General features: G+C 61.1%; 15 protein-coding genes. 5 read left to right on the plus strand and 10 right to left on the minus strand.

Features of this window, described 5'->3' with window-relative positions; genetic code table 11:
• Positions 1-99: 99 nt before the first annotated feature.
• Positions 100-690 carry a hypothetical protein gene (locus M653_RS0125270; protein ID WP_027145829.1) on the minus strand — a complete coding sequence of 197 codons (591 nt, stop codon included), beginning with the start codon at positions 688-690 and terminating at the stop codon, positions 100-102.
• Positions 691-788: 98 nt separating this feature from the next.
• Complete coding sequence (locus M653_RS0125275; RefSeq protein ID WP_245262326.1) at positions 789-1220, minus strand: tetratricopeptide repeat protein; 432 nt, start codon at positions 1218-1220, stop codon at positions 789-791.
• Between the two features lie 244 nt (positions 1221-1464).
• Here M653_RS0125275 and M653_RS0125280 point away from each other — a divergent pair, with 244 nt between their 5' ends.
• Together M653_RS0125280 and M653_RS01000000133470 are read left to right on the plus strand one after the other, a co-directional pair.
• Positions 1465-1938: a hypothetical protein gene (locus M653_RS0125280; RefSeq protein ID WP_027145831.1), complete on the plus strand. Its 474-nt coding sequence runs from the start codon at positions 1465-1467 to the stop codon at positions 1936-1938.
• A 350-nt stretch (positions 1939-2288) separates the two neighbouring features.
• Positions 2289-2963, plus strand: coding sequence for an isoprenylcysteine carboxylmethyltransferase family protein (locus tag M653_RS01000000133470; protein ID WP_084636853.1), 675 nt, complete (start codon positions 2289-2291; stop codon positions 2961-2963).
• Positions 2964-3903: 940 nt separating this feature from the next.
• Here M653_RS01000000133470 and M653_RS0125295 read toward each other — a convergent pair.
• Genes M653_RS0125295 through M653_RS0125305 form a run of 3 tightly spaced genes read right to left on the minus strand, consistent with a single transcriptional unit; the run spans position 3904 to position 7454 of the window.
• On the minus strand, positions 3904-4713 hold the full coding sequence (locus M653_RS0125295; RefSeq protein ID WP_027145832.1) for an alpha/beta hydrolase: 810 nt from the start codon (positions 4711-4713) through the stop codon (positions 3904-3906).
• Positions 4714-4722: 9 nt separating this feature from the next.
• On the minus strand, positions 4723-6210 hold the full coding sequence (locus M653_RS0125300; RefSeq protein WP_027145833.1) for an NAD-dependent succinate-semialdehyde dehydrogenase: 1488 nt from the start codon (positions 6208-6210) through the stop codon (positions 4723-4725).
• Between the two features lie 17 nt (positions 6211-6227).
• Positions 6228-7454, minus strand: a complete 1227-nt coding sequence (locus tag M653_RS0125305; protein ID WP_027145834.1) for an iron-containing alcohol dehydrogenase — start codon at positions 7452-7454, stop codon at positions 6228-6230.
• A 156-nt stretch (positions 7455-7610) separates the two neighbouring features.
• On the opposite strand from M653_RS0125305, the gene M653_RS0125310 reads away from it, so the two are divergent.
• Together M653_RS0125310 and M653_RS0125315 are read left to right on the plus strand one after the other, a co-directional pair.
• Positions 7611-8312: a GntR family transcriptional regulator gene (locus tag M653_RS0125310; protein ID WP_027145835.1), complete on the plus strand. Its 702-nt coding sequence runs from the start codon at positions 7611-7613 to the stop codon at positions 8310-8312.
• Positions 8313-8457: 145 nt separating this feature from the next.
• Positions 8458-9051: a DJ-1/PfpI family protein gene (locus M653_RS0125315; protein ID WP_027145836.1), complete on the plus strand. Its 594-nt coding sequence runs from the start codon at positions 8458-8460 to the stop codon at positions 9049-9051.
• A 136-nt stretch (positions 9052-9187) separates the two neighbouring features.
• On the opposite strand, the gene M653_RS0125320 is transcribed toward M653_RS0125315, so the two are convergent.
• From M653_RS0125320 to M653_RS0125340, 5 genes are all read right to left on the minus strand, one after another.
• Complete coding sequence (locus tag M653_RS0125320; RefSeq protein ID WP_027145837.1) at positions 9188-10387, minus strand: mandelate racemase/muconate lactonizing enzyme family protein; 1200 nt, start codon at positions 10385-10387, stop codon at positions 9188-9190.
• A gap of 9 nt (positions 10388-10396) precedes the next feature.
• On the minus strand, positions 10397-10723 hold the full coding sequence (locus M653_RS0125325; RefSeq protein ID WP_027145838.1) for an NIPSNAP family protein: 327 nt from the start codon (positions 10721-10723) through the stop codon (positions 10397-10399).
• A gap of 103 nt (positions 10724-10826) precedes the next feature.
• Positions 10827-12185, minus strand: coding sequence for a mandelate racemase/muconate lactonizing enzyme family protein (locus tag M653_RS0125330; protein ID WP_027145839.1), 1359 nt, complete (start codon positions 12183-12185; stop codon positions 10827-10829).
• A gap of 56 nt (positions 12186-12241) precedes the next feature.
• Positions 12242-13408, minus strand: coding sequence for a mandelate racemase/muconate lactonizing enzyme family protein (locus M653_RS0125335; protein WP_027145840.1), 1167 nt, complete (start codon positions 13406-13408; stop codon positions 12242-12244).
• Positions 13409-13464: 56 nt separating this feature from the next.
• Positions 13465-14175, minus strand: coding sequence for a GntR family transcriptional regulator (locus tag M653_RS0125340; protein ID WP_027145841.1), 711 nt, complete (start codon positions 14173-14175; stop codon positions 13465-13467).
• A 184-nt stretch (positions 14176-14359) separates the two neighbouring features.
• Between M653_RS0125340 and M653_RS0125345 the strand changes: the two genes are divergently transcribed.
• Positions 14360-15838: a sugar ABC transporter substrate-binding protein gene (locus M653_RS0125345; protein ID WP_027145842.1), complete on the plus strand. Its 1479-nt coding sequence runs from the start codon at positions 14360-14362 to the stop codon at positions 15836-15838.
• Positions 15839-15885 lie beyond the last annotated feature (47 nt).

Here is a 15885-nt window from a genome sequence, read left to right on the forward strand (position 1 = left end):
AGGTAGATCAACCTGGTGGCATATTTCAGCATCGGTCGTTCCCGCAACATCTTGCAGGGACGATGAACTTCTTCCATTAAGAATTGGTTCCGCGCAAACCTACTTGCGGACCTTGCTGTAGGTTACTTTTCCATCGGGCGACACGATCCGCTCGAACTGGACCGGGTTCGCCGGACGGACAGGTTCCGGACCCACTTCCTTCGGCTGTTGCGGCGGAGCGCTCAGAACGATTTCATTTGACGGCTCAGCGACCATAACCGCAGGATCGCCGGCTTCTCCGAGCGCCTGCAAACGCCCGGCCATATCCCGGTTTTCGCCGGTGAGCTTCGCCACCTGCTCCTCGAGCCGCGCGGTCTGGTCGAGCAGCGCTGAGATCCGCTTGTTCAGTTCCTCGAACTGGCTTTGGACACCTTGGTTGACCGTGTCCAACTGCCTGGAAAGCCGCGTCTCGAATTGGCCAAGGCCGGAAAGCCGATCCTCGAGCGTGGCAACTTCGCGGATCGACTGGAAGACAAAGATCAGCATGACGACCATGCCGATGGCGAAAGCAAGCGAGATGATATTCAACGTGATGGCTATGCCACCGGCCACTCCGGCCTTCTGCATCAAGGGCTCCGGCGCCGCCGGCGGCGGCCCCGAGTTCTCAGGATACACCACGGATCCCGGTTGGTTGTCGACGAAGCTAAGCATGGCTGCCTCGCCGGACTGGTTCTTTCAAGGGAGGAGGCCGAGCCGTCCGGTCCATGTCAGTGCAGCCGTCCTTCGGAACCCGCCGCGAAGACATGGCGTCACGTCCGCTTCGCCAACGACGTGCTGTTGGCCAGTAGCTGGAGGTTGTTTGCGGTCGTCTCGTTCGACGGGTCGAGTTCGTAGGCTTTCAGGAAATTGCGACGGGCCTGCCGGAGATTTCCACGCAGAAGATAGGAGTAGCCGACATTGTTGTAGTATTCCGGCCGCCCCCCGATCATCGATGCAAGCTGGCGATAGGCCAGGTCGGACGTATCGAAACGGCCGATCTCGTCGGCCGAGGCGGCAAGGCCGAGCCAAGCCTGCGGGTCCTTGGGAAACAACTCGACCGAACGCTTGAAGAGCGCGTAGGACATTCCGTAGTTCTTTTCCTTGAACTGGGTTTTGCCCAATGCGATCAGCTCGTCGGTCTTGTAGAACGACACGTCGGGCAGATCCTTCACGGAGGCGGCGCTGTCGCCATAGGATGACATGTCTCCGGTCTGGCAACTGGCCAGAAACAAAACGGCGACGGCAACTGCCGCCAAACTCCCCAGTCCCCTAAACACGCTTCTGGACCTTTCCCCGTCCCCAAGACCCAATCTTACCGTCCCAAGACTCATCCTACCAAAACTTGCTATAGGCCGGATAAGGAAAATCCAACAGCGCCATACAGTTTATTAGATACTTCTGAACAAGATGTTGCAAAAATGCCCCGCTTCCCGACCGGACTACGACATGCTGGCTAAGAACCTGTTCATGTGCGCCACTGCTGAAATCGACCGGGCGGTGCTTTCGCGCCGCCGGCATCGTTTGGGTGAAGCATTAGGTCTTGATGATTTGTTCCAGCGAAGGATGGCCGTGTGGTCTGGACTGCTGCTAGTGGCATTCATGATCCTCGCCTTTCCGCCCCAGGCGCTCGCGTTCAAGCCCGGCGGCTGTCTTAGGGTGGTTGGAGTCGATCGTTGGGACTTCCTTTACATACGGGAGCGACCGGACCACCGTTCCGCGAAGGTAGGAGCGATCGACCCGGAAAGCATCTCTCCGATTGTGATCACCGGCGCCTGCACCCCGCCCGGCGCGCCGCCAAGACGGCTTTGGTGCCCGATCAAATACTATGTCACCAAAGAGGCAATCCGCAGCGGGTTCGTAAAGGCCTTCTATACGAAGGAAGTGCCCTGTCCTCCGAGCCTTGACTTCTATCGGGAGTGACTTGAGCGCGGCCCGATCAGGCCGAGGCATGCAGCCGCTTCGTCTCAAAGCGATCCCCGTCCCGGATGATCGCGCGATTGACACATGCGCTCATGAGGCCGGTGCCAAGCTTCCACTCGCATTGAGCAGGAAGCCGGCCAATGAAAACGCCAGCCGCCACGATCAGGAGGCTGACAAAGACCACCAGAATTCGCACAGATTGCCGAAACATAAGCCCCAAGGTTCGATCCACCCAAGTTAGGGAGCTTCGGCTAATTCGACGTTAAGAGCAGCGTTAACGCTTTCTTAAGAACGAAGTTGCGGGCACGGTTAAGAAATGCTTCATTCTCCGGTGGCAGGGAGGGTGGCTCATGAAAATTTGGTCGTTCGACTTCGCGGGGCGCCTGATCCTCATGCTGGTTTTTGCATTTTTCGTGCTTAACGGGGTTGGGCGTCTCGTCGCACTCGTTGGCGACGCGCAAATGTCTCCAGACGACTTCATGCTCCAATTCGTCTCGCGGGCGTCTTCGCTCGTCTTCTCCACGCTGATGGTCACTTTTACCATCATCCGGCTCCCGCCGAAGGATATCAGCCTAGGCTGGGCGCCGCGCATCGCGGCTGTCTGCGGAACCTTTATGCTCACGACTATCGCCATCATGGTTCGCCCAACACCGGCAGAGGGTATGCAAACCATCGCGGCATTGCTGGTTTTCGCGGGCATGACGGGCTCTGCTTATTGCCTTCTCTGGCTCGGCCGATCGTTTTCGATCGATGCGCAGGCACGCCGATTGGTAACGCGCGGTCCTTATGCCATTGTCCGTCATCCACTTTATCTCGCGGAATCGCTCTTCATGGTCGGAGCCGTCGCGGCCAATCCGTCACCCGTGGTCATCACGTCGGTCGCGGTGAATTTCGCGATTCAATACTGGCGGATCTTGAACGAAGAACACGTCTTGTCCTTGGCCTTTCCAGAATATGTCTCGTACTCGCGAAAGGTACCGATGCTCATTCCTTTTTCGCGAAGGTTGACGCTAGCCGCGCATTGATGGCCAGCAGTCGCGGGTCGGTTCCGGTAGGGGAGCGACCCCACATTCATCGCTGATCCGGTGCCGCTCGGCATTGCGCTAGGACTGTTAATTGAAAAGCAAGCGGGCTTTTGTGGCGCGCTTTTAAGGGCAGCACGTGTCGTCATCGGCATTGGCCAACGAGAACTGGCGAAGCTCACCGGAGTGGCCGGCGTACGATCCTGCGCATCGAGCGCAATGACGAAACGGTCGCGGTGGAAACCCGCCGCAGGTTGCAGGACGCTTATGAGAAAGTCGGCGTGACGTTCATTCCCGATGATGGTGTTTCGGGCCCTGGGGCCTCGCGTGCGTCGGGATTTGCTCAAGCAGGGCAATCTACGATTCTGATGCTCTGACGGGTGGCTCGTATCGATGTTGCCCCAGCTAAGAGGACGCTGAGCGTGATCGAGGTCGGCTTGAGCGGTTCACAAGGACCACCCCACATTCAAGGCCTCCATGCCGCGCCTGCATACATATTCATCCGAGAAGCGAACGAGTGTGCGGTGACGAGAGCCCCCTTCACGCTCCTAAGCCTTGGGGCATCTGAAGCCGCTGCAGAAATCGGGCTCTCAGTGCCCACCCCTCCGGGGCGGGTCCGGGAACTCGACCGCGGAACAGGTCGCAAGTGGACAAGCAGGGCACTTCATTTGAAACGCCCTCCCGACCCGCTGCGTGATACTTGACGATCGAGCGGTTCGGGAGGGCTCCCGTCTCGGTGAAGGCGAGGCTGTGGAATTCAGAATTCAGGATGAGAAAGCGGAGTATGCTTCGCATACCAATCTTTCAATAAGTCAAAAAGTTCAACAGCGTCTGCCCATCGGGACCAGTGTCGGATTCCACCCGTGTCGCGACGATGTCGAGGCCTGAACTCTCGAACCAATGAGACAGCATCGTGCGGCCGCAGTACCGACGCGGGTCGAATCTATCCGGTCACGACGACGTCGTGAAGCCAGTCGCCCGCGATTGTCCCGCGCAGTCCCAAATCACGTACGCTATCCATGTGGTTGCGACCCTCGAGCACGCCCTTCGACACACCCAGGCCTTGCCCCGTCAGGCGGTCAGCAAACAAGCTGGCCTGCTGGTGAAAAGGTTCCGTCTCCCGCTCGCCGACCAACACCGTGACTTTCGTCCGGGGAGAGTGGGATTTGCTCATCGGCGAAAATGCCTCAACTTCCGTGTCGGTGAGACCTATCAAAGGCTCGAGGAAGGAATGCTGAAGGGGCTTCAAATCGTAAAGCCCGCCGAGCAGGAGTGCCGCCGAAGGGGCCGAACCCTCGTTGAACAAAAAGGTCGCCAGATGCGCCCCGGCGGAATGGCCGCTGACGCTTAGCCGGCCGGGATCGCCGCCATGGCCGGCGATATTATCCAGCACCCATTGCCTCGCGCGCCGGACCTGGTCGACGATTGCCGCCATCCTGACGGCAGGCATCAGCGCATAATCGATCACGACCGCGATTGCCCCGGCGCTCGTGACCGTTTCGGCAATGTAGGAATAATCGCTTCTGGTGAACATGCGCCAGTAGCCGCCATGGATGAAGATGTGCACCGGGAGGTCCTTACGCGGTCCCTCCGGAAAGAACAGGTCGAGGCGCTCGGCCTCGTGCGGGCCATAGGCGACATCCGCCAGCATGGGCAGCGCTGCCCGCGTCGCGGCGCTGCGGGCGACGATATCGGCCACGATGTCATCGAAATCGGCAACGTGGTCGCGGGTGCGAAAAGGATCCTTCGACATGGTGTCCGCTCAGAAGGTTACAGCGATGTATTTGGCCTCCATGAACTCGGCGATGCCGTGATGCTGGCCCCCTTCCCGCCCGAGGCCGCTCTGCTTTACCCCGCCGAAGGGCGCTGCGGGATCCGACATCAAGCCGCGGTTAAGGCCGATCATGCCGGCCTCGATCTCCGAGGCCACCCGCATGCCGCGGGCCACATCGCGCGTGTAGAGATAGGCGGCGAGGCCGTATTCGGTGTTGTTGGCGTGGAGGATGGCTTGCGCCTCGCTTTCGAAGCGGGTGATGGGCGCCACCGGGCCGAATATCTCCTCATGCGCCATATCGGCGTCCGGCGAGACTTCGGACAGGACGGTCGGAGGATAGAAAAAGCCATCTCCTTCAAGCACCGAGCCGCCGCACAACACTTTGGCACCCCGATTGACCGCATCCTTGACCAGCCGGTCGATCTTGTCGACCGCCTTCCTGGTGATCATGGGTCCACATTCCGTCTCTGCCCTGGTGCCGGCGCCGATCTTGAGCGCGGCCATGCGCCGGGACAGGCCGTCGGCGAACGCATCGTGGATGCCCGACTGGACGTAAATGCGGTTGGCGGCGGTACAGGCTTCGCCGGCATTGCGCATTTTGGCGATCATGGCGCCATCGAGGGCCGCATTGAGATCGGCATCGTCGAAGACGATGAAGGGCGCGTTGCCGCCAAGCTCCATGGAACAGGAGATCACATGCTTGGCGGCCTCGGCGAGCAAGGCGCGGCCGATCCCGGTCGAGCCGGTGAAGGAGAGCTTCCTGACGCGCGGATCGGCCAGCATGGCCGACGTCAGGGGGCCGGGTGTCGACGTCGTCAGCACGTTCACGACGCCGTCCGGGACGCCGGCTTCGCTGTAGAGCGCGGCGAGTGCATAGGCGGTCAGCGGCGTCTCGCTGGCCGGCTTCAGAATGACCGTGCAGCCTGCCGCGAGGGCCGGTGCGATCTTGCGTGTCGCCATCGCGGCGGGGAAATTCCACGGCGTGATGAGGACGCAGATGCCGATCGGCTGATAGTCGACCACGATCCGGTTGGTTCCGGATGGAGCGGTGCCGAACTCGCCGGTGATGCGAACAGCTTCCTCGGCGTTCCAGCGGAAGAATTCGGCTGCGTAAGCCACCTCGCCGCGCGCGTCGCGTAGTGCCTTGCCGTTCTCCAGCGAGATCAGCATGGCAAGCGTCTCCGACCGCTCGACCATCAGCTCGAAACAGCGCCTGAGAATCTCCGAGCGCTTGCGTGGCGCGGTCTCGCGCCACCCCTTGGCGGCCTTGGCCGCTGTCTCGACTGCTGCGGCGGCGTCCTCCAGGGTCGCATCGGGAACCGCCGCGATTACCGCACCTGAGGATGGATCGATGACCTCAACGAGCCCGCCGTCGGAAGACGGCAGCCATTGTCCGCCAATGTAGAGTCGGTGCGGAAAACCCCGCACTTCGTACGGATCCTGATCGAGCTGGGAGGCATTATAGGGAAGGTTCATCGTCTTGTTCCTGACGTTCACATGGCGCAGGCGTTGAGATCGCCGTCATAGGCAGCCTGGACAAGGCGGCGCATGGCGGTGAGGTCGAATGGGCGCGGGTTGTTCTTGATCAGCCGATCGATGCCGAGTGCCTGCTCGGCGGTCCAGTCGAGTTTGTCGGCCGGAAGCCCCAGGCCGGCCAGCGTCGGAGTGATACCGATCGCCGCAAACAAACGCCTGATCTCCTCGATGGTCGCGCCCGCCATTTCGCCGGCGCTCCGACCGTGCGGCTCAAGGCCAAGAGCAATCCCTATTTCGGCGATCTCCGCCGCGGCCACACGGCTGTTGTAGCTCATGACATAAGGCATCATTGTCGCCACCCCCAGCCCATGCGGCGTGTGTGTGAGCGCGCCTGCCGGGTATTGCACGGCGTGTGCGGCCGCCGTGCCGGCGGTGCCGAACGCGCAACCCGCCGCCAGCGCTCCCATCATCACGTCGGCGCGCGCCTCTGCGTCGCCGCCGTCAGTAAACGCCTTTTCCAGGCTGCGGCCGAGCAGTTTGACGGCCAGCAGCGCGAAATGATCGGTCAGCGGCGTCTTGCCGATGAAGACGTGGCGTTGCGGCAGAGTGAAGTCACCGTCCCGGCGCATAGCCGTGAAGGCCTCGATCGCATGCGTGAGGGCGTCCGCACCGGCGATCGCCGTCAAGCCCGGCGGACAGGTCATCGTCAGTTCGGGGTCGCAGATGGCAACGGCAGCGATCAGATGGGGGCTCGATATGCCGACTTTGAGCGTGCGGTCCGGATCGGAGATCACCGCGACGGGTGTCACCTCCGACCCTGTGCCCGCCGTGGTCGGCACGGCGATCAGCGGCAGCGTCGGTCCCGGAACCTTGAACTCGCCGCAGTAGTCGTGGAGTTCGCCGCCGTGGCTGATCAGCAAGGCGGCGCATTTGGCGAAATCGAGACAGCTGCCGCCGCCGATCCCGATCACCATATCGGGCCCAAAGCCCCGCGCTTCCTCGACGCACACCGCCACGGAGTCGCGCGGCACATCCGGGAGGACATCGTCATGGACCAGCACTTCGATCGACGCTGCCTGCAAGGATGCCACGATTTCGGCGAACACGGCCGTACCGGCGAAACGCTCGTCGGTGCAGACCAGGGCGCGTCGGCCGTAGCGAGCGGCCACGACCGGCAGTGCATGGCGTTGCCCCTTCCCGAATAGAATTTCGCGTGGGAGCCGGAGGGCTGTGAGAAGGCTCATGACAGGCTGCATCCTTGAAGGGCGTCGGAGAAACTCGCATTGCAAAATCCGCACCGAAGATCCTGAACAGAACGGCACCGATAAAATCGTATAGGATATAGTATTGCATCGGTCAAACCCTCGTGTTAGCAGTCTCCCTTGTCGAGAGGCGAAAGAATGCAACCTGTCATTTTGAGCAATAATGGTGAAGCACCCACGGGAGCGGGTCGCATCCAGCGCGCGAGCAGCCTGGCCGAGGACGTCTACGAGGCCATTTTCGCGCAGCTGATGTCGCTGAAGATCGCGCCCGGTTCACGCATCACCGTCGACAATTTGGTCAAGGAGTTCGACGTTTCCCATACGCCGATCCGCGAAGCGCTCGGGCGTCTGGAAGGCGAAGGCCTGGTTCTGAAGACGCATCTGATCGGATACCGCGCCGCACCGCAGATCAGCCGGCGCCGTTTCGACGAATTGTACGAAATGCGTCTCCTGCTCGAACCGCACGGCGCGGCGAAGGCCGCTGCCGCGATGGACGAGGCCAAACTCGGCACGCTGCTGGAGGCAGCAGGCGTGATGTCGCGCCGCGAGGGCAAGGACGAGCGTCTGCGCTACTCAAACTTCGCCCGGCAGGACGCGATTTTCCACAACAAGATCATGGAATATGCCGAAAACGAGCTCATTCGCGAGACGCTGGGTTATCAACACACCCACTTCCACATTTTTCGCCTGATGTACCACTCCCGCGTGACCGAGGAGGCGCTGGACGAGCATGAGGCGATCCTTGCGGCGTTCGGTTCGGCCGATCCCGATGCGGCCGCGAAAGCAATGCGCGCGCACATCGAGCACTCGCGCGATCGCCTGCTGCCGGCCTTCGATTGAGGCTAAACCGATGTCCGCGCCACTGACCACCAACGACAACGCCGAGGAATACTACTTCCCCAACTCACCATTCTGAGGACGGACAAAGCCAATGCGGGGCGCGGCATGGTTCGCCGGCTTTTTTCACACGACAGAGGAACCGACTATGTCAGGCAAGAAAATATTGATGCTCACCGGCGAGTTCACCGAGGAGTACGAGATCTTCGTCTACCAGCAGGCGATGGAAGCGGTCGGCCACACCGTCCACGTGGTCTGCCCGGACAAGCAGGCCGGAGATCTCATCAAGACCTCCCTGCACGACTTCGAGGGCGACCAGACCTACACCGAAAAACTCGGCCACTTTCAGGTGATCAACAAGACGTTCTCTGAGGCGGAAAAGCAGCTCGATCAATACCACGCCGTATACTGCGCTGGCGGCCGCGGCCCGGAATACATTCGCACGGATAAGCGTGTGCAAGCCATGGTGCGCCACTTCCACGACACCCGGAAACCGATTTTCACGATCTGCCATGGGGTCCAGATTCTGATTGCCGTGGACGGCGTCGTGCGCGGCAAGAAGGTTGGCGCGCTCGCCGCTTGCGAACCGGAAGTGACGTTGGCAGGCGGAACCTATGTCGACCTCTCTCCCACGGAAGCCTTCGTCGATGGCACCATGGTGTCGGCCAAGGGTTGGACAGCCCTCGCTGCCTTCATCCGCGAATGCCTGAAGGTGCTCGGGACCGAGATCCGCCATAACTAAACAAGGCCGGCGCACGTCAACAATGCGCCGATTTCCGTTGTTGCAAGGTGTGCAGGCTACGCTCCAATAGTAGCCGCTCGCATCCGCACTTTGAAGTATGCCCTCGGTCGATGAGATCGAGGGCCACCGGCCCCAATCAATCGAAGAAGCCGGCATCCTCCGCCAGCAAATACTTCCTGGCGCCTTCGGCGTCGATGTCGAGACCTAGCCCCGGTACTTCCAGCAGATCCACCATGCTGTCCTTCACGATCTGCTTGGGCAGGCCGATGACGATGTCGTTCCACCACGGGTCCGAGGCGCTGGGATATTCGAACGCGACGTAGTTGGCGGGCAAGGTAGCGCAGACATTGATCAGCGCGCCTAGGCCCAGCAGGCCGTTCGCGGTGCCGTGCGGCGCCATCAGGATTGAGTGCATATAGGCGTGCTCGGCGACCCATTTGAGCTCGGCAATGCCGCCAATGTCGGCAGGATCGGGGCCGATGACGCGCACCGCCTGCGTCTCGATCAGCTCCTTGAAATTGTGCCTGAGGTAAATCTGCTCGCCGGTATGGATGGGCGTCGAGGTGGAGGTGGTCAGCTCCCGGTAGGCCTGCGGATTGACCCACGGTACATAGTCGCCGGTCAGCATGTCCTCGAGCCACATCAAATTGTATTTCTCGACCGCGCGAGCGAATTTGATCGCATCGGGCAGCATCCAGCCCGGGCCGCAGTCGAGTGCCAGGCTGACCTTGTCCCCCAGCACTTCCTTCATCGCGATCACGCAGTCGAGCATGTGGTTGAAACCACGTTCGCTGATCACACCCTGATCCATCGCACCATGATAGCCGGCCTTCTTCTGCGTCACGCCGTAATGGAAGTCCTCGATGGTGTCCTTCATGTTGGAATGGAACGAGATTCCTTGCTTGACCATGAAGAAGTTCTGCGGCTGCTCCATCATCCATTTGACGTCGGCGGCGTAGTCCTCCGGCCGGTCGCCCGTGCGCTTCTGGCGGATCGAGCCGTTGTAGACGCGCACCTTGTCGCGCACCTTGCCGCCTAGCAGCTTGTAGGCCGGCACGCCGGCGGCCTTGCCGGCTATGTCCCACAGCGCATGTTCAATGGCGCTGACCGCCGCGCCATAGGGCTTGAAAGAGCCGCGTTGGCGGATCTTCAACATGACCCGCTCGACGTCGGTCGGATCCTCGCCAATCAGCGCCTCGCGGAAATGCAGCACCCATGGCTTGAGATAAGGCTTGGTGTATTCGACCTCGCCAAGGCCGTAGAGACCTTCGTCGGTGACGATACGGACGATGGGATGTTTGCCGATTACGGCGCACCGCAGGTCGGTGATCTTCATGGCGCAGTCCTATTTCACAGACGAGAAAGCTGTCGGCGTGAGCAGCTGGCTGCTGATATTGGCAATGATCTGCCCGTCGCGCTCAGACTCGTCCCGGGCCCTGTGCCATGCCGGATCGGCGACGAAAGCCGCCCATTTCGCCTCACGCTCGGCCAGCGATTCCCAGGCGAGGAAATAGGTGAGGCGATTGCTGTTTTCGCCGATCGCCGTGGTGAAAAACCCGGCTTGGCGGATGCCATGCCTCTCCCAAATGGCCAGCGTTTGGTCGGAAAAGCGCTTGAGCAAAGTCGGCAGTCTGCCCGGCAGGCAGTCATAGATACGCAGTTCGTAGATCATGGTTTCGTCCGTTTCTTTCTTCGCCTCTCCCTTGGGAGCGGTCGACACGAATGGTCGGTCGTTGGCCCTGTGAGCCTGGGGGAATGAGGGCAAGGGGTCTGGGCTAACTCCAGGTCCGGTCCCAGCTATATTCATTGTCCCAATGCTCGGTGGATTGCCATATCCCCGTGACACCGGGCTGCAGATGCTGGGTGATCACCTCGTCGACCACATCGTCTATGCCCAGCCCCGGCTTGTCGGGCACGGTGATGAAGCCGTCCTTGACAAGCGGCTTGGGCAGGCCGGTGACGATATCGTCCCACCAGCCGACATCGGCGGAGTGGTATTCGAGCGCCATGAAGTTCTCGGTCGCGGTGGCGACATGCGCGGCGGCCATCGCGGCGATTGGACTTTCGGCCATATGGATCGCCATGGCGACACCGTGATCCTGCGCCATATCGCCGATCTTCTTGGTCTCGAGAATGCCCCCACTGGTGAGCAGGTCGGGGTGGATGACCGAGAGGCCGCCGCTCTTGAGCAGCGGCTCGAAGCCTTCCTTGAGGTAGACGTCCTCGCCGGTGCAGATCGGCACCGTGGTAGCCTGCTGCAATTGCCGGTACTGCTCGGTGTATTGCCAGGGGATCACGTCCTCCAGCCATGCCGGAACGTATTTCTCGATACGGCGCGACAGGCGTATGCCATCCTGCAGCGAGATGTGGCCGACATGGTCGATGGCAAGCGGGATCTCGTATCCGATGACCTCGCGAACCTCGTGGATATACTGCTCGAGCAGGTCTATCCCCTTTTCGGTGAAGTGCAGGCCTGTGAACGGGTGCTGCACGTTCTGCGCGTCATAAGCGAGATTGCGGGCCTTTCGCTCCTCGAACGAGCCACCGCGGCCGCGCGGGTTGCCGTGAAACCCTTCGAGCGCGCCGGCAGGTGCGACCACGGCGCCCGGGACATGGGCGATCTGCATCAAGCCCAGGTCCATCTTCAAAAAGGTGAACCCGCGGCCCATGCGTTCCTTGAGGCGCTTGCCGGTTTCGGTGCCGCTGGGTTTCTCGGCGTCGGTATCGCAATAGACGCGCACGTGATCGCGAAACTTGCCGCCCAGCATCTGGTAGATCGGCACGCCATAGGCCTTGCCGGCGAGGTCCCACAGCGCGATTTCGACCGCCGAGACGCCGCCGCCCTGCCGGCCATGCCCGCCGAACTGCTTGATCCGGCGAAACAGACGGTCGATGTCGCAGGGGTTTTCACCAAGCAGCCGGCTCTTCAGCATCAGCGCGTAAGTGGCGCTGGCGCCGTCGCGCACCTCGCCAAGCCCAACGATGCCCTGGTTGGTGTAGATCTTGAGCAGCGCCGAGGTGAACGGCGCGCCGACGATTTCGGCCACCCGCATGTCGGTGATGCGAAGCTCGGACGGCTTCGAGTTGGTGTTGACCCGGTTGAGGGCCTCGTCGGCTCCATCCGTCTTTGGCATGACTTATCCTCGTTCTGATTTGCAGGCTTGTCGCCCGCATGCTGCCGACAACGTTGCTAGCCCAGTTCGATCTCATGGGCTTGCAGGTAATCGCGGTTCATCTCGATGCCGAGACCCGGCCTCAACGAGAGCTTGAGGCTGCCGTTCGAAACGTCGAGCGGCCTGTCGACAAGATGATCGTACTTGCCCAAATTCCACTCCGACGTCTCGAGCTTGTAGAAGTTCGGAACGGTCATCATCACCTGTGCTCCCGCGACCACGTTGATCGGCCCGGCGGCGTCATGTGGCGAGACCGGGATGTAATAGGCTTCGCACAGAGCGGAGATCTTCTTGAGTTCGGTAATGCCGCCGGTCCAGGTGACGTCGGGCATGATGTAGTCGGCGAGCTTGTTCTCGAGAACCGGCACGAAATCCCACTTCGTGTGGCCGCGCTCGCCCCACGAGATGGCCGCACTGACCTTCTCGCGCACCTGCTTGAGGGCGTTAAGGCTCTCGGGCGGGCACGGCTCCTCGAACCAGTCGATCTGGCCGGCTTCCTCGAGGCTGCGACAGAGGCGAATGGCGGTCGGAACGTCGAAGCGGCCGTGCGCATCGATGAGGATGTCGACATCGGGTCCCGCCGTTTCGCGGACCAGAGCCGTGAGTTCGGCAGCCTCGCGCTCATCCTTGCGGGTCATGCCGCCATCGAGATAGCCGTCCCGCTGTTCGCGGGACACGCCGCCGGCACCGCGACCCTGGTGGGGGAAAGGATCGAACTTGAGAGCAGTGTGTCCGGATTCGACGATGTGCAGGATTTCGCGGACCACAGCATCCTTGCTGGTGAATTTGGCCTGGTTTGGGTGGGTGTAGAGCGCGATTTCATCACGGACTGGCCCGCCCAACAGCTCGTAGATCGGCTTGCCGAGAGCTTTGCCCCTGAGATCCCAGAGGGCTATGTCGATCGCGCTCACGCATTCGACCGCGGCGCCACGACTGCCCATATAGGTGAAGCTGCGGAAGATCTTGTGCCAGAGATACTCGATGCGCGCCGGATCCTCGCCCGTCACCGCGGCTCCGATCTGTCGAAGGATCGTGCAGAGGGCGCGGTTGGCGAGCTTGGTGGTGGTGGTGATCTCTCCCCAGCCGCTCAGCCCCTCGTCTGTCGTCACCTCGACGAACAGGAATTCCCCCCAATAAGAAGCATCGGACTTGATCAGCCACGGCCGAACGCTGGTGATTTTCATTTCAACTACCTTTGCCAGTGAGGGTCAGCCACGATGTTCCAGACCTGACCCTCGTCCTATCCGGCCCGAGCGGCGTTGCGCGCACGCATGTGTTCGAGAACATGCCGGCCGGAACCCTCGACATGACGGGAAATGAGTTCGGCTGCCTTGTCTGCCTCTCCCGCTTTTATGAGCGCAATGAGTTCGCGGTGTTCGCGAATGATCGCGGCACGCCGCGCGAGCGTGAAATTGAAGCGTCGGCTCACCGCTCGCAGCACTTCGCGATGCTTCCACCAGAGTTCGGCGGCATGGCGGTTATAGTGCCGCTGGTACATCACGGTGTGAAAGGCGGTATCCAGCTCACTGTGCCTGAATGTGTCGGCAAAGTTGTTCTCTTCAATCAGGCCTTGGATACGTTCCAGTTCGGCGATGTCCTCGCCGGTGGCCATGCCCACAAACCATCGCGTCAAGGCTGGTTCGATCAGAACACCGATCTCGTAGATGTCGCGAACAAAGTCCTGATCAATGGGCCTTACACGCGCGCCGCGATTGGGAGAAAAGATGACGAATCCCTCGCCCCGCAACAGTTGCAGGGCCTCGCGCACGGGGTTGGTCGAAGTGCCGTGGCGGCGCGCGAGATCGGTGACGACAAGCCGTTCGTTGGCGGCGAGCCGTCCCTCGATGATTTCTTCCCTTATTAGTTCGTAAAGGGAGGCGCCCTCGCTGGAGGCTCCGATGGCGTCGATCCCCGGAGGTGGCTTTGCTTTAAAGTCGTTTGTTTCGGCCAAGGGCCGGCTCCCCAAATTAATACACAGTCTGTCCGATATCACGCACAGTTTCCCTACACAATGTACGATCTGGCTCGTTGACAGGCAATCCATGATCTGAAAACGTACTAAGTGATCGAGAGGATACACCTTACTAAAAGAACCATCCTCGCGATCGCAGGGCGGAGAACCAGGGAGGATACCTATGACGAGGATCATGCTCGGCAGTGCGGTCCTGCGCGGCACTGTCGTCGGTGTTTTGGCGGCATCGCTTATGTCCACATCGGCGCTGGGTGCGCCGCCGGTCGACCTGAGCAAATGGTCGCCCGAATATGTGCGCTCCATCGCCGGAACACAGGAATTCGACACGGCCGGCGATTGCGGCAAGGTCACCCCGCTCGATTACAAGGGGCGACTGACTTTCTGGTATCAGGGCGTGTTCGAGGGCGATCCCGACCTCCTGCGCCAGTACTACAAGGATTTCTTCGAGACTTTCCGCAAGACCTATCCGAACATCCAGCTCGAGGAACAGGCCCTCACCTATAACGACCTTCTCGACAAATTCCGCACGGCGCTCCTGGGCAATGCCGCGCCGATGGCGGTCCGCCTGCAAATCCTGGGCGGTACCGAATTCGCCTCGAAGGGCTATCTGCAGCCGCTCAAACCAGAGGATGTCGGCTATTCGACCGAGGATTTCTGGCCGGGCGCCATGAAGGCCGTGACCTGGGATGGGGTGACCTACGGCATACCGACGAACAACGAGACGATGGCGTTCATCTGGAACGCCGACATCTTCAAGCGTGCGGGCCTCGATCCGGACAAGGCTCCGGCAACCTGGGACGACGTCGTCAAATATTCCAAGCAGATCCACGACAAGCTCGGCATTGCCGGCTACGGCCTCGTGGCCCGCAAGAATGCCGGCAATACGCCCTATCGCTTCATGCCGCAGTTGTGGGCCTATGGCGGCGGCGTCTTCGACGAAGCCACCGCGAACCCGACTTACAAGGAGGTGGAGCTCGACAGCCCGCAGAGCAAGGCGGCGCTGCAAGCCTCATACGACATGTATGTCCGCGACAAGTCGGTTCCGGTCTCGGCACTTACCAACCAGCAGGCCGACAACCAGCCTCTGTTCGTAGCCGGCCAGCTGGGCATGATGATCTCGCACCCGTCCGACTACAACGTCATGCTCGACCTGCAGGCAAAGGCGACGGGCACCGACAAGGAGAAGGCGCAGACCGTCATCGACAATATGCGCTACGGCCTGATCCCGACTGGCCCTGACGGCAAGCGCGCCGTCGTGTTCGGCGGCTCGAACATTCACATCCTGAAGCCCGAATATGTCGAGGGCGGCAAGGTGGACGAGCCGGCCGCGAAGGCGATCATCTGCATGTGGACGAGCCCGGAATGGTCGCTGAAGATGGCCTATGCCGGCTCCAACCCGGGCAACCTCAACGGCTTCAAGACCAAATGGATGAAGGAACGTCTGGACCACATCAAGTTCCTCGATGTCACGACCTCGATGCTGCCGTATGGGATCCCGTTCCCGGCGCTGCCGGAGTCGCCCGAGATCATGAACATCATCGTCCCGGACATGCTGCAGAATGCCCTGACCGGAGCGATGACCGTCGACCAGGCAGCGGACGACGCGGCCAAGAAGGTGAAGGACCTGATGGGCGGACTCTAGTCCGGACCTGACCTCCGATCTGGCCGGCTGCACCGAGAGTGCAGCTG

The organism is Mesorhizobium sp. WSM3626 (assembly GCF_000513935.1).
GTDB lineage: Bacteria > Pseudomonadota > Alphaproteobacteria > Rhizobiales > Rhizobiaceae > Mesorhizobium > Mesorhizobium salmacidum.